This is a genomic window from bacterium, assembly GCA_040757115.1.
Classification (GTDB): Bacteria; UBA9089; CG2-30-40-21; order CG2-30-40-21; family SBAY01; genus JBFLXS01.
On the sequence record JBFLYA010000083.1, the window covers coordinates 1 to 15,606 of the forward strand.

Sequence of the window (15,606 nt, forward strand, 5' to 3'; positions counted from 1 at the left end):
CTCCGCTCTCCTGCAATCTCTAATCTCCCGTTTATAGTTTATCCTTGTTTACCTCATCTTGTTACCCAACTTGTGGGTAAGGATTAGACCCCCGCCAGCGGGGGACAACGGCCAATCAATCACTTGAATGGCGACAGAGCACTAGATTAAAACACCACCAAAATTTGTATAACCTCTACGGCCTTCCCGATTAAGAAATCGCCATTAAGGATTGCACAGGAGAGTGTGGTCAGGTGAAGATTTTGCCGGGGAAGACCTATTTTGCAGGAAAAGGAGCTAATCTATGAAAGATTTAATTCCACAGGAGACAATTGAGCAAAGAATTTTTTTAATAAGAGGACACAAGGTGATGATAGATAGAGATCTTGCTGAATCTTGGTAGGGTCAAACCTTGATTATGGAATACAGAATGTTTTAAATTCTATAATCAAGGGTTGACCCTAATTATCCCCTTAAATGGGGTTTATTTCTGCCAGATTGATGTCCATTATGTTAAGGGTAGCTCGGAGAAAAAGGTACGGAAAATAGCAGTTGTCAGGTAAATTGAAGGAAAATGTCTTTTAATGGCAAATAACTTCATATTTCATTCCTCCAAATGACTGAGCTATTACAATTAATTCAAAATTTTGTTGACATAAGATAAAACTTTTGGTAAAATATCTACATAATGAGCAAAAAAGAAGGTAAGATCCGAATTCAAGCAAACCGAGAATGTTGCGAAGCAAAAAATGCCCAAAAAGCAACTTCCTATCAGTCAAGAAAAAAACAACCCAAAATTTTGGAGATTGTCTGCTATTCCCCTCCAAGAACTGGCTGGAGTGTTCGAGTAGAATATGTTAAGAAGCATCTTTTAGAAAATGGATATGAATGCCAAATATTGAATATCAGCCCTGAAAGTAGAAGAATTAAAAGTGATGAGTATCTTGATGTTCAAAATGGTTTTGATTATATTTTTAAAGTAGTTAAATATTGTCTCAAAGGATATAAAATCCATATGCATATGAATGGACAATCTATCAAAGGTTTTATTCTGACATTAATTAGTGAATTTATTAGTCTTTTATTTCTGAGGAGATGTATTTTAACCTTTCACGGTGGAGCAACACAATTATATTTCCCCCCAAAAAATTATTTGACAATACAAATATTTTTTGTTATATTTACTCTATCAAAGATAATTATTTGTAATGATGAGTATATTAAAGAAAAGATTAAAGAATCTGGAATAAAAGGAGATAAAATTAAACCAATCCCAGCCTTTAGTAAGCAATATTTATCATATAAAGAGACAAAACTTTCAGAAGACTTAGAGATATTTATCAATCAACATAACCCAATATTATCTTCATATATCTTTGAGAGACCTCAATTTTATATACCTGCTACATTAAGAGGTATTAAGGAGATTATTAAAGATTATCCTCATTTAGGTCTAATATTCGTTGGTCCTGCTAATTATTCACAACAGACTATAAATTTCGTCCAAACACTAAATTTAGAAAGGAATATATTTTTAGGTAATAATTTGACTCATGATGAATTTTTAACTTTATTAAATCGGTCAAAGATATACCTCAGAACCCCTGACTGTGATGGTATCTGTTCCTCAGTGCTACAAGCTTTATATCTTAAGATACCGGTAATAGGTTCTGAAAATCCACTTAGACCTCAATGTGTTATTAAATATAAAGTTGGCGATGAAATCTCATTAGTAGAAAAAATAAGGTATGTTTTAAAAAATTATGATGATGTAAAAAAAAACATACAGTTACCTGAAGTTGATGATACTGTGGTTAATGAGGTAGAATTATTAATTTCATAATAATTGGTAAGCGTTCGGGATATACATCAAAACTAACTGTTCACCGCAGAGACGCAGAGAGAAAATTAAAAACTATTTACCACACGCAGAATTCCATCACGGATTTTCATCAGTGCAATCTTTTGAGAACCGACATATCATGATTGATTAACAAATTTGGTTTTGATGTCCTATGTATTACCCTGATGTCCTCAATAATCTTTTCTGTTATCTGATTTATTTCCATGTCTTCTGCGTTCCTTTGCGTCTCTGCGGTAAATTACCATCTGAACAGTTACGAGAAAATAAATCATACCTGGATTTGGGATGATACTAAAATCAATGTCTTATTAGAAAAAGCTACTCAATCATTAGGAGAACTAAATGCATTTTCGCTCATTGTGCCAGATGTAGATGTTTTTATTCAAATGCATATAGTAAAAGAAGCCCAAGCGTCAAGTGGGGCTTCAGTCTTTGGTCTGTTTTTCAGGGGAAACGCTCATGCCCCTGCAGGGCACAAATGAGGATGAAAATAGTAGGTAGGAGATAGAAGGTGGGAGGTAAGGAGATAAGCGTGAGGAGTGATGTTTTCTTTACTTTCTACTCTCTACTTTCTACTTCCTTATTTTCAGGAGAGAATAATGAGGAAAACTATTTTTATATTGTGGTTAATGATGGTTACTTCAATTGCCTCAGCTGAATTATCCATAACCGCTAAGGTAGGCTTTGAGGGGAAATATAGAGATTTATGGCAATTTATACCTATTCTGATTGAAGTAGATAATTCTTCTTCTAAGACTATCAAAGGTGAATTGGTCCTTTCATTTGAAATAGAGAGATTATCTGGCGAGATAGAGAGAATAAACACTCCTTACACCTTACAGATTCATATCCCGGCAAAAACAAAATCAAATTATTGGTTTTATCTACCATTTATGAACTGCTACCAAAAACCAGAGATAAATCTATTGGTTAATAACAAAATAGTCGCCTCTACTTGTTTATCTGCTACTCCCTTATGGGATCAAGAAGTTGTGTTAGGTATAGTCCAGCAAGGGGTTATATCTAATTGTGGAATTCAAAAAATTGGAAATAGAGAATATATCTTTCTTTATCCTCTACCTTCTACTTTGCCTGATGAATGGATAGGATACAGCAATATAGAGACGATTTTAGTTGATAGTCCATCTCTAAATTTACTCACCTCTAAACAAAGAAAAGCACTCAAGATGTGGTCAGCACTGGGTGGTAAATTAGTCAATATAGAAGGAATGAGTAAAGATAAAATAGACGAATGGCTAAAGGAAGAATTAAATGAATTAAATCTATTTTTAAGTGGGATTATAGATATAGTTAGAATTCAAACATTCCTATCTAAAATCCCACAAATGGAGGTTCCTTCACCAGGAATTATCTTTCTACTCTTATTCATCTACCTTTTACTCATAGGTCCTATAAATTATATCATCTTGAAGAAAAAGAAAAAATCTGAAATTTCCTGGATTACTATTCCTATCTTAGTGATTTTATTTAGTCTTACCTTTTATATTTATGCTCAGAAAATCAAGGGAAAAAGTGCCATGCTAAATGAATTATCTATCCTTCATATCCCCGCAGGTAAAAATTGGGGTATTTTGAATGCCTCTTATGGGTTATTTTCACCCGAAAAAATAAGTTATAACCTTAGATTTAACACAAGAAGTTTTATCCGTTTCCCTCAATATAACTTTTATGAAGGGGTAGGGTATAAAATTATTCAGACTAATAATGAAACCTATCTACAAAACTTGTTAGTTGAAAAATGGGCGATGAAAACATTTATTACTCAATCCATAATTCATCTTGACGGAACGATTATCTGCCAAAAAGATAATCAACAAGTTTATGTAGTTAATACCTCACATTACCAGTTGTTAGATAGTGCTATCTTAATTAATGGTGTCTATCTGTCTTTGGGGAATATTAATTGCCAAACTAAACAAACCTGGGAAATTGACAAATTGAAGGAAGAAACACAATATCGGGTTCCGGAATTCATTACCCCCCTGCGTTATATGAAAAAGAATTTCTTCTTAGCATGGCTTGAAAAACCAATCATTGAACCTGAATTATCTATCCGCGGATGTGAAAGAAAATCTACCATTTTGGTAGTTATTCCAATAACAGCAAAGGAGCAGTAGTAATGATAGAAATTGATGGTCTGCGTAAGGAATATAATAATAAAATAGTGGCCGTAGCAGGACTTCATCTTCATTTGGAACAAGGGGATATATATGGACTCATTGGTCCAAATGGAGCAGGCAAGACAACGACTATTAATATGCTGGCAGGTTTACTCCAACCTACTTCAGGAACGGCAAAAATAGCCGATTATGATTTGATTTCACAAACAGACAAAATAAAACGGATAATTGGTTATATGCCTGATTTCTTTGGAATGTATGATGAACTTAAGGTCTGGGAGTACTTAGATTTCTTTGCTATGAATTATTCACTACCTAACCCCATAAGGCAACAGGTGGTTGAAGATACTTTACAAATGCTCCATCTTGATTTTAAAAGAGATGAATATGTGGGAACGCTTTCAAGAGGTATGAAACAAAAACTTTGTCTGGGAAGGGCATTGATAAATGACCCCTTGGTTTTACTTTTAGACGAACCGATGTCTGGATTAGACCCTATAGCCAGAATTGAAGTTAAAGAATTGCTCCTAAAATTAAAAGGATTGAACAAAATTATCTTCATCTCTTCCCATATCTTATCTGAGCTATCACAACTATGCAATAAGATTGGAATTATTGAAAAAGGAATATTACTTGCCAGTGGAGGAGTTGATGTAATTATAAAACAAATCTCTACAAAGAAAAACTTTAGACTTAAAGTTAGCTCGGATAGAGATGAGGCAATTAAAGCCATAATGGCCATGGAAAAAGTAAGCGGCGTTATTCCAGCAGAAGAAAATGAAATGATAATAGAATGCGAAGAGGATTTAGACCTGACACAACTTCTTGAGAAATGTATTGGACAGCATATTAAAATAATTGCCTTTTATGAAGAAAAAAGTAGTCTCGAGGATGTTTTTAAACAAATATCAACTGGCACAACGGCTTAATAAAGGAGAGAGTAGAAAGTAGAGAGTAGAAAAACGCTTATGTCCACTTGAAGTGAACACAAATGAAGACCATATTGGAGTGACAGCACTTGTGCTGTCATGACGCCACAAGTGGCGTTAATCCAACTGATAGCGATGGCACACTGTCAATGACTCTGCGTTCTCTGCGTCTCTGCGGTGAAAAAAATCAAAAATTTATTGACATAAGTTAAAATTTTTCGTAAAATATTCCCATAATGAGCAAAAGTGAAGATAACATCCGAATTCGAGCGAAGTAAGAATGTTGCGAAGCAAAAAATACCCCAAAAAGCATCTATGTAAAGAAAAGTCAAGGAGGTGTAAAACAAGATGGGTATAGTATATACCACAATAAAGGTTAGAAATCCATTAAAGGATAAGGAATTCATAGAACTCGATGCCAAGGTGGATACAGGAGCGACATTGCTTGTCTTACCAGAGGATGTGGTCAAAGAATTCGAATTTCCATTTATCAGAAGGCAGATAGTAAAATATGCCAATGAGGATACCGCTGAAAGGGATATAGTCTGGAGCGTGGAAATGGAGCTATGTGGGAGAAAAGGAATATTTGAAGCCATTGTAGAGCCTAAAAAGAAATATCCTCTTATTGGTGCAGTTATAATGGAATCTCTTGACCTTATAGTAGAACCGAGGAGTCTGGGAATTTATCCTAATCCAAGATCAAATCTACCCATGGCAGAAATAGAATAAAAATTTCCACCTGTGCAGGTAACTTTAGACTTGTATCCGTAAAGGAGAATGAAAATTACAATGCCACAAGTAGCGTCAATATCGGAGTAACAGCGTTTGCGCTGTCAATGACACCACAAGTAGCGTCAATCCCTTGCGGCGCACAAAGGAGAATGAAAATAGTAGAGAATAGAGAGAGAAGAAGTTTATTTTCCTTACTCTCTACTTTCTACTCTCTACTCTCTACTTCCTATTTTCAGGAGAACAAAGATGGAATGGTTATTTAGAAATCCGGTTTTTATTAAAGAAATGCGTTCAAAGATGCGGCAACGCAGGGCATATACCGTCTTGACCTTTTATCTGATTATCCTCGGATTTGTATTTTATTTATGTTACGGTATGAATGTCTTATCTGAGGGGCACATTTATTATGTTAAATCAGATTCTTATGCCGGAAAATACATCTTTATCGTTATAGCCATTATGCAATTACTTCTGATGATGAGCACAGCACTGACATCCTCAATTACAAGTATTACTCTGGAAAAGGAAGAACGAACTTATGACCTTTTAAGAGTTACTCCGATTACTCCATTTAGTATCGTGATGGGTAAACTTTTATTTTCCTTAGCCTACATCTTTCTTCTCTTTGTTATCTCTATTCCAATAGCATTTCTGATTCCTTATCTAAGTGGGTTGTCATTCATTCAGGTATTAAAGGTCTATCTGGTAATTATGGCTACAGCTGTAACTTTAAGTCTATGTGGGATATATTGTTCAACTATATTTTCTAAGAGTTCTCATGCAACTGGTGTATTTTATGGGATATTGTTTATCTTCGTTTTACTCCCAAGTTTATTTTTATTTGGTGTGGGATATTTCGAAGTGCTAAACCCTGATAAACCACTCTGGGCAGGAATTACTGCCAATCCTTTCTGGACAATAAGTGGAATATTAATAGGAAATGATACGACAAGGATATATCAATTTAATCTACCTATTTCGCTTTTGTATTTTATAACAAATCTTCTGCTTTCTTTCTTTATTGGTTCATTGGCCATAAATAATTTAAGGGAAAGGTCAAAAAGAAGTACTGTCTGGATAAGGGTATCATTTCTCATTCTTTTCCTATTCATCACCTTTATTAATTTAGGCAGTATAAATTTTCGACCAAAGTTTTTCTATGATTTTAGTACTTTTATCTCTCTTCAAATTATGTTATTTATACTTATTGGGTGGATATTTTGTTTCGGAGATATTAGTCAGGGAGAACTTAAGTTCTCCTCCTTATTCAAGATAAAAAGGATATTTTACAACCAGCCATCTACCAGCCTTCTTTACCTTACGCTCCTGGTTATAACATCTTCTGGTGTCATCATTTCTTGTGCTTACTCAGCAAAGATATTCCCAAAGTGGCATTTATTATGTTTGATTTCACTGGGCATCCTGATGATAACACTTGCCTGGGGTTCCCTGGGATTATTATTAAATTCGCTCTTTAAGAGTCGCCTGGCATCAAGAGGAATATTTGTCTTTATATTCATCATAGTTACTTTAGGAATAATCTTGCCAGGTATGCCTCATTATATCTCGGATAAAATGGTTGCTCAAGAGACAACACATTATACATTAGTAGATATGGGGAAAATGGAGGGCATAGGTAAGATAATGATTCATTTACATCCGCTATTTTCAGTAAGAGGTTTGATAGGAGACGAATTCTCATTCGTTAATCTACCTGCTATGACCTTCTTTTGGTCTTCTATGTTTTTTTATACCATATTTTTCTTGTTAAATATGCTGTTAAAAAGGTTATTCAAAAGATAATCTTTGGCGTAGCGTAAATTTGAGACGTGCGAGTAGGTTTAAGATTATTGTAACTATTCATCACGAAGGGCACAGAGAGCACGAAGTGAAATTTGATGAATTATCGAATTCATGAAGCTCAAATATTGACATATATGGTAATACGTCAGTTATTTGGGGAAATGAACATTAACCTGCGGAGGACAGAGCAATGAAAATAGTAGGCAAGTAGGTAGTAGGTAAGTAGGAAAGGGATAAAGGATGTGCACAGTATTCCTCTTCTGGGGGCAATGTCTCCCCCTTTCCTACTCTCCTACTTCCTACTTTCAGGAGAATCCCCCATTTCACTGACCCATTACCATATATAAAATTGGCAAATATCAAAGTTGGTCTATTGATAAATTTCAATGTGGAAAGATTGAAAAAAGGCATAAAGAGATTTGTTCTGTAACATCTCCCTGCCCTTCGTGCTCTTCGTGGTGAATAGTTACAAACTTAAAACTAAAAGCGTAAAACCAAACACCGTTGATAGTTGATAGTTGATAGTTTATAGTAGCTAGTTGATAGTTTATAGTTGATAGTTGATAGTTTATAGTAGATAGTTGAAGGACTATAGACTATAAACTATAAACTATAAACGAGTTTTGCATTATGCTCTTTGGCGGAAATTGATAAAAATAGAGGTTTTAAATACCCGCTTAAAAACTACAGTTTCCTGGTTTTGCAGAACCCTAATCCGTGCCACTCAGTGACTGAACAGTTACAAAGCAAAACAACCTTAGTCATCATTACTCCACGCCTTTATGCTTTTATCAATAGTTAATTGTAAAACTCCTTGATTTTTTAAGATATACTCAATGATTTCTCTAACCGCTCCTCTTCCACCATTTTTATTGGCAACATAGCTCACTTCTGATTTAATATATTCTGGTGCATCATTAACGGTTGCTGAGAACCCAACTTTTCTGAATAAGGAAATGTCGATTATATCATCTCCAATGTAAGCAATATTTTTATAGTCTAATTTTTCTTTTTTCAGGATTTCTTCAACTGCTTCTAACTTATTGATTTTTTCCTGGATGACATAATCCATCTTTAGCTCTTTCCCTCTTTTTTCAACTGCTTTGCTTGTTCTACCTGTAATTACGCCTACTTTTAATCCTGCTTTTTTAGCTAAAGTTATGCCCATTCCATCTTTGATGTCAAAAAATTTTAACTCTTCGTTTTCCCCAAGTATTATTCGTCCATCGGTTAAAACACCATCGACATCCATAAGTATTAATTTTATATCTTTGGTTTTTTCTTCCATCTAATTATCCTTTAAGTATTTAATCCTTTGTATTTAAGGATGTCATGGATGTGAATTATTCCAAATGGTTCCTGATTTTCTGTAACTGTAATTAATTGAGTAATACTCGATTTTTCCATCATAGATAAAGCCTCATGAACAAAGGCATCTTTTGATATTGTTTTTGGTTCTCTGGTCATACATTCTCCTGCACGATAATCATAGAGATTTGGAAATTTTTGAATTGCTCGGCGTAGGTCACCATCAGTAATACATCCTATCAATTTTCCTTCCTTGTCTATAACCAGAACAATACCGAGTTTTTTCTTTGTCATTTCAACGATTGCATCTTTCATATAAGTTTCTTCAGTCACAACGGGTAAATCTTCTCCTAAATGGAGTAAATCTCTGACATACCGGGTTAACATAATATCTTCTTCGAATTTGTCAATACCGGATTTAGTCAAGGGGTGTTGAAACATTTGCTCTATGGCAAAAGGCGGTATAGTAATGCAATCAGCCCCAATTAAAAACGCCTGACGGACATGTTCTGGTGTTCGGACACTTGAAACCATTACCTTTGATTTTATTTCTGGGTATTTCTTAAAACCAGTAATTATCTCCTCAATCACCTTTAAACCATCGTAACCAATATCATATATTCTTCCGACAAGAGGACAAACATATGTCGCTCCAGCTAATGCCGCCAGGATTGCCTGATTTAATGAAAAGAGTAAGTGAACATTTGTTTTAATTCCTTTTTCTGATAGGTATTCAACTGCTTTTATACTCTCATGATGCAGAGGAATTTTTGAAATCACATTGGGCCCCATTTCCATATTAGCCATAGCACTTTCTATAATTTCCTCAGCCGTGTTTCCCATCGCTTCAATATGAATCTCACCAGGAATTATCTGAGAGATTTTTTTTATCTCACCTGGTATATCCGTTATTCCTTCTCTTCTGAAAAAAGTAGGTGTTGTCGTTACGCCCGAGAAAATCTTCATTTTAGAATATTTCTCAATGGCATTAATATTTGCTGAATCAATATATAGTTTCATTTTATCTTCCTCCATTTATATTTGGTAATTAGGGTTCTGCAAAACCAAGAAACTGTAGTTTTTAAGCGGGTATTTAAAACCTCTATTTTTATCAATTTCCTCCAAAAATGCAAAACTCGTGTATAGTTTATAGTTTATGGTTTATAGTTTATAGTCTATAGTCCTTCAACTATCAACTATCTACTATAAACTATCTACTATCTACTACATTTCAGCATTAAAATACTTGAAGTCCTTTTTGAAATTTGATTTGTAATTTTGCATTTTGATATTTATATTTGATATTTAATATTTGATATTTGATATTTATTTGTTGTTTCCCCCAAATTCTATTTTGCAGAACCCTAATTTAGTAATCAGTTATCGGTCATCAGGTAAATTAATCGGGGTTCGGGACTCGGGGTTCGGGAATTCTTTTATTTCCGAATCCTAATCCCCCCTTTTACTTGATGTAACCGCCTTCCAGATAGGTAGAATATCTTTGAGCAAATTTTCAAACTCTTTAAATGAGAGTTGAGTAGCCGCATCGCATTGGGCTATTTCAGGTTGAGGGTGGACCTCAACGAATATTCCATCGAGTTTACAAGCAATGGCGGCACAGGCCAGGGTATTAACATATTCTTTTGCTCCACCTTTCTCAAGGTCAGCGGATGGCACACCATATTTTCGGATTGAATGACCCGCATCAAAAAACACAGGATAACCAAAAGATTTGAGTATAAAAAAAGACCTCGGGTCAACTACAAGGTCTCTATAACCAAAACAACTTCCTCTTTCAGTAATCATAATTTTATTGTTGCCAGTGCTTTCAATTTTTTTCACAATTTTACCTACATCTTCAGGATGGAGAAATTGTCCTTTTTTGATATTAACTGGTTTGCCCACACTGGCGATTTTTAAAACAAGCTCGGTTTGCATACAAAGATAAGCAGGTATCTGAAGAATATCCACTACATCGACTATTTCGCTGTCAATCTCATAAAGATTATGAAAATCGGTGATTAAACTTACTCCATATTTTTCTTTTAAATATTTAAATATCTTGATACTTTCTTCTAAATCAGGACCTGTATAATAATTATAACTTGAGCGATTATCTTTTTTAAACGAACTTTTGTAGATAATTTCAAAATCGTATTCTTTTGAGAAATCTATTAATGCTTCGATCGTCTTTACCGAAGTATCAAGATTTTCCAGGATACAGTTACCGGCAATTATTTTTAACTTTTTCATTTAATTCCCTTTTAATTTGGTAAATGGTAATTGGTGAATGGTAATTAGTTACCATTTACTTGCTTTTAATTTCGTGAAATTCTATATTGAATTATAGCATTTTAAGGACAAATTTGTCAACAAACTTTTGCTTTTATCAGCAATTCTCATTATGACAGAAATTGTGTAAAAAAGGGGAAAGGGAAAAAATGGAGAAATGGAGAAGGTGATTAAAATTAGTCACGAATAATCCTAATAATCCTCTGTTTCGTGCTTATTCGTGTCCTCTTAGTGGTTATATTTTCTCCTCTTTCTCCCTATTCTCCAATTCTCCTTGCTTACACATTTTCATAATTAGAATTGCTGTGCTTTTATTTTTTGAACCAGATTTTCAAGAGAGACAAAAATCTTTTCCTTTGTTTTTCTTAAACAGAGTTCAACCTCACCTGAAGATTTTGTTTTGGCACCAATGATAACTTGAACAGGAATACCAATTAAATCTGCATCAGTAAATTTTCTCCCGGGTCGCTCATCACGGTCATCTAACAATACTTCTATGTTCTCGTTAAGCAGTAAATTATATATTTTTATGGCTAAATTTATTTGTTCGGAGTCACTAACATTAATTGGCAGGATTAAAACCTCATAAGGAGCGATATTTGGTTGCCAGATAATTCCTCTTTCATCATTGTTTTGTTCGATGTAAGCGGCAATCATTCGACTTACTCCAATCCCATAACAGCCCATAATCATTGTTTTTTCCTGTCCTTTTTCATCTAAAAAGACCGCACCCATTGCCTCAGAATATTTAGTGCCTAACTTAAATGTATGTCCCAATTCAATCCCATAACTTATCTTTAGATGACCGTTACTACACCTTCCACAGGGGTCATTATCTTGAGCAATCTTAATATCTTCAAATTTATCTATCTTAAAATCACGCTCAAAATTAGCATTTATGTAATGGGCATCTTTTTTATTTCCACCAACGACAAAATTTATCTTTGTCTGGATGGAATAATCCGCAATGAGTGGCGTATCTTCCAGACCAACAGGTCCGGCAAATCCTACTGGTGCTTTTGTTACCCTTTCAATAGTCTCCGGGTCAGCCAATACTAATTCTTTAACCCCAAGGACACTTCTTAATTTACTCTCATTGGCTTCCTCATCCCCGGGGATAAGCACTCCAATGACCTTATTGTCTGCCTTATAAATCAAGGTTTTAACCAATTGAGCCGGGCTAACTTTCAGAAATCTACTTACATCTTCCACCGTTTTCATCTCTGGGGTATCAATTAATTTTAATTCTTCTAACTTCTGACTTCTGAGTTCTGATTTTTGATTTCTTCCACACTCTGCCTTTTCAAGATTAGCCGCATAACCACACTTATCGCAACATACCATTCTTTCTTCACCTGCAGGTGAAAAAGCCATAAATTCATGTGAGAAAGAACCTCCAATAAGTCCTGATTCTGCCTCAACTATTTGAAATTTTAGTCCACAGCGGGTAAATATTTTAGCATAGGCATTATAAAAATCCTGATATATTTCTTCTGCGGATTTATCATCCGGATGAAAAGAATAGGCATCTTTCATTAAAAATTCCCGACCGCGTATCATTCCAAATCTTGGTCTTGGTTCGTCTCGAAATTTAGTTTGAATCTGATAAAGAGAAAGAGGTAGTTGGCGATATGATTTTACCTCCCGACGGACCAAATCCGTAATTATCTCTTCATGGGTCGGTCCAAGTCCAAATGGGCTTTTTTTACGGTCTGTTAGTTTAAACATATCATCTCCATACGCCGCCCATCGACCTGTTTCTTCCCAGAGCGAAGCGGGATGAAGTGCGGGTAAAAGCACTTCTTGAGCACCAATCCTATTCATTTCTTCACGCACAATATTAATTATCTTATTTAGCACTCTAAGACCTAAAGGTAAATAAGAATAAATGCCTGCCGCCAATTTTCTTATTAACCCGGCTCGTAACATCAATTTATGGCTGATAATCTCAGCATCCTGTGGGTCTTGAAAAAGTGTATTTAGAAACAGTTTTGACATACGCATTGATTTGTTACCTCCAAAATCTAAAATCTAAAGTAACTATTTACCCAAATGAAGTGCAAGGTAATTGGTAATCAGGTAATCGGTAATCGGTAACAACCAATTGATCTTTTCCCTTTACCGATAACCTGATCACCGATAACTGATTACCTGAATTTCACTTCAGATGGCTAAAATGTTACAATCTAAAATTCCCTCAAATCTCCCTACTCGCTACCTTCTCTAATAGTTCTTCAGCATGTTTTAATGATGTGGGTGAGATTTCGTGTCCGTCTAAAAGAAGGGCTAATTCGTTCAGCCGGGCGGTTTTATCCAATTTGCGAACATAAGTTTGTGTTTTACTTCCTACAACCTTTTTTTCAACATAGAGATGAATTTGGGCATAAGCGGCGATTTGAGGTAAGTGTGTAATGCAAATTACCTGCCGACTATGACTTATGTGTTTTAACTTTGCCCCGACTTTCTGCCCAATTGTTCCCCCAATCCCGGTATCTATCTCATCAAAGATAAGTGTTGGAATTTCATCTACCTGGGCTAAAATAGTTTTTATGGCTAACATCACCCGTGAAATCTCTCCACCTGAAGCAATATCGGCTAATGGTTTCAATGCCTCACCAACATTAGGAGAGATTAAAAATTCGATGAGGTCTGCACCTGTTGAAGTTACCTTAACAGGCATACCATCAAGTTTAATCAAACTATCGCTTTGCTGTTTTGCCTCTATCTTTACTTCAAATTGTGCCTTTTTCATCCCTAAATCAGATAATTGGAGAATTATCTCATTGGCTAATTTATGGGCTACTTCTTTTCTTTTTTGCGATAACTTATTTATCTTTACCTCTAATAAAACGGTTATTTCCGCAAGTTGTTTCTTGAGATTGTCAATCTCTTCTTCATTATAGGTAATTGAATTTATCTGGGTAGTTATTTTCTCCTTGTATTCAAGGATGGCTGAAATTGTCCCTCCATATTTTCGTTTTAATTTACTCATCAAATCTAATCTTGATTCAATCTCTTCTAATTTAGCCGGGTCAAATTTAATCTTTTGAGTATAATTATCTACCTGCCTGGTTAGTTCTTCTAATTGGTAGTAGAGATTTTGAGCCATCTGCAAGGGTTCTTTTAATGATGGGTCGAGTTCGGTTATTTCGGATAACTTCTTTTGAACCTGATAGAAGTTGGCATTGATTGCCTCAGTGCCATAAAGCAGGTGATAGGTTTCTTGTGCCAGGATATGAAGTTTCTCTGCATTTCGCAGGATTTTTACCTCCTGTTCTAATTCTTCATCCTCCCCCGGGGTAAGGTTTGCCTGGTCGATTTCTTCATGCTCAAATTTTAACAAATCAAGTTGCCTGACTCTTTCCTGGTTCTCAAAAGAAAGTGTGTTTAATCGGTCAATTAGTGCCGTAAATTGTCTATAAATCTGGTTGACTTCTCTGCTTAATTCATTAAATTCACCGTATTCATCCAACAGGTTTAATTGGGTATTTTGATTAAGTAAAGATTGATGTTGGTGTTGGCCATGAATATCGACTAAATTTTCTCCGAGCTGGGCTAACACATTTAGAGTAACTAACTTACCGTTAATTCGGCACAAGTGTTTTCCAGAGGATAAAATTTCCCGTTCAAGAAGGAGATTTTGGTCTGATAATGGGATACCGTAGGTTTCTAAGAGATTTTTTATCACGGAGTTCTCTTTGATTTCAAATAAGGCAGAAATGACACTTTTTTCACTTCCAGTCCGAATGTAGTCAGTTTTTACCCGCTCACCTAAAACCGTATTAATGGCGTCAATAATGATGGTTTTGCCTGCCCCTGTTTCACCAGTAAAAATATTAAGTCCAGGAGAAAACTCTATTTCTAAATCATCAATTAATACAAAATCTTTGATATGTAGTCGAGAAAGCATACTTAACCTTGATTTTCTTCCTTTAATGTTGTGGTCACAAGTTGTTTAGTTATTTTTAACCACTCCTGGTATTCTTTCCCTTTATTAGAAAGGAATTTTTTAATACTATCCCATCTAATATCAAGATACTGATGGGCTAAGATATATCTGAGTTTTGTGCCTTCGGCTAAATTCTGGGATAGATTATTTGAGATTAAACCCATTGTTGATAGATTCAAGAAATACTCTTTATAGGTATCCGGGATTTCTTTATTTTCACTGACTAATATAATTTTAGCTATATCCAATGAAGCATTAACAATATTTTCTATACATCTTTCTAAACTCCGTCTTTTATTTCTATCTTCTTGATAAGTTTTATAATCAAGGTCAAAAAAATTACTTAAATCACTTAATTCAATTTCCATAAAGTCGAAGATTTTTACTAATCTTTCAATATAAGATTTTTTTATAGATGACATGCCTTCACCTCTTCCTTCATTTTCCAGGCATCAATGTTAAATTCTATTAAATCTTGTGCCTCCCATGAAACTTCTAAGAGAAAGTTTAAATAAAGTCGCTCATCTTTTATTATGAGTGGGATGCCTCTAATTGCCTCCCAGCTAGCCGAACGGTATTTAATTACCAGTTACCAATCACCAGTTACCA

The 15,606-nt window shown here is 34.8% G+C and carries 12 protein-coding genes and 2 pseudogenes; 8 read left to right on the top strand and 6 right to left on the bottom strand.

The features are described from left to right. Positions 1 to 667: 667 nt before the first annotated feature. The 8 genes and pseudogenes from AB1422_09070 (at position 668) to AB1422_09105 (ending at position 7,878) form a co-directional block, all read left to right on the top strand. Entirely contained in the window at positions 668 to 1,822 is a 1,155-nt protein-coding gene (locus AB1422_09070; GenBank protein ID MEW6619465.1) for a glycosyltransferase, read from the top strand. A gap of 224 nt (positions 1,823 to 2,046) precedes the next feature. Further along, positions 2,047 to 2,262 (top strand): annotated as a pseudogene (locus AB1422_09075) (Fic/DOC family N-terminal domain-containing protein). A 92-nt stretch (positions 2,263 to 2,354) separates the two neighbouring features. After that, positions 2,355 to 2,501, top strand: coding sequence for a hypothetical protein (locus tag AB1422_09080; protein ID MEW6619466.1), 147 nt, complete (start codon positions 2,355 to 2,357; stop codon positions 2,499 to 2,501). After that, positions 2,443 to 3,981, top strand: coding sequence for a hypothetical protein (locus AB1422_09085; GenBank protein MEW6619467.1), 1,539 nt, complete (start codon positions 2,443 to 2,445; stop codon positions 3,979 to 3,981). Before AB1422_09080 ends, AB1422_09085 begins: the two co-directional genes overlap by 59 nt. Before the next feature lie 2 nt (positions 3,982 to 3,983). After that, entirely contained in the window at positions 3,984 to 4,913 is a 930-nt protein-coding gene (locus tag AB1422_09090; protein ID MEW6619468.1) for an ABC transporter ATP-binding protein, read from the top strand. Between the two features lie 348 nt (positions 4,914 to 5,261). Then, a complete protein-coding gene (locus tag AB1422_09095) occupies positions 5,262 to 5,642 on the top strand; it encodes a hypothetical protein (GenBank protein ID MEW6619469.1) in 381 nt (126 codons plus the stop codon). A gap of 249 nt (positions 5,643 to 5,891) precedes the next feature. Next, positions 5,892 to 7,448 (top strand): ABC transporter permease subunit, encoded by a 1,557-nt coding sequence (locus tag AB1422_09100; protein ID MEW6619470.1) that lies wholly within the window; start codon positions 5,892 to 5,894, stop codon positions 7,446 to 7,448. A gap of 334 nt (positions 7,449 to 7,782) precedes the next feature. Next, positions 7,783 to 7,878 (top strand): annotated as a pseudogene (locus AB1422_09105) (GxxExxY protein). Between the two features lie 327 nt (positions 7,879 to 8,205). Here the strand turns inward: AB1422_09105 and AB1422_09110 are convergent. The 6 genes from AB1422_09110 to AB1422_09135 form a co-directional block, all read right to left on the bottom strand. Further along, positions 8,206 to 8,736 (bottom strand): HAD-IIIA family hydrolase, encoded by a 531-nt coding sequence (locus tag AB1422_09110; GenBank protein ID MEW6619471.1) that lies wholly within the window; start codon positions 8,734 to 8,736, stop codon positions 8,206 to 8,208. An 11-nt stretch (positions 8,737 to 8,747) separates the two neighbouring features. Then, positions 8,748 to 9,776, bottom strand: a complete 1,029-nt coding sequence (locus AB1422_09115) for a transaldolase family protein (GenBank protein ID MEW6619472.1) — start codon at positions 9,774 to 9,776, stop codon at positions 8,748 to 8,750. A gap of 429 nt (positions 9,777 to 10,205) precedes the next feature. Beyond that, a complete protein-coding gene (gene kdsA / locus AB1422_09120; GenBank protein MEW6619473.1) occupies positions 10,206 to 11,009 on the bottom strand; it encodes a 3-deoxy-8-phosphooctulonate synthase in 804 nt (267 codons plus the stop codon). 333 nt (positions 11,010 to 11,342) lie between these two features. Next, entirely contained in the window at positions 11,343 to 13,052 is a 1,710-nt protein-coding gene (locus tag AB1422_09125; protein MEW6619474.1) for a proline--tRNA ligase, read from the bottom strand. 193 nt (positions 13,053 to 13,245) lie between these two features. Beyond that, positions 13,246 to 14,958, bottom strand: a complete 1,713-nt coding sequence (recN, locus tag AB1422_09130) for a DNA repair protein RecN (protein MEW6619475.1) — start codon at positions 14,956 to 14,958, stop codon at positions 13,246 to 13,248. Between the two features lie 2 nt (positions 14,959 to 14,960). After that, positions 14,961 to 15,365 carry a DUF86 domain-containing protein gene (locus AB1422_09135; GenBank protein MEW6619476.1) on the bottom strand — a complete coding sequence of 135 codons (405 nt, stop codon included), beginning with the start codon at positions 15,363 to 15,365 and terminating at the stop codon, positions 14,961 to 14,963. Positions 15,366 to 15,606: the final 241 nt, after the last annotated feature.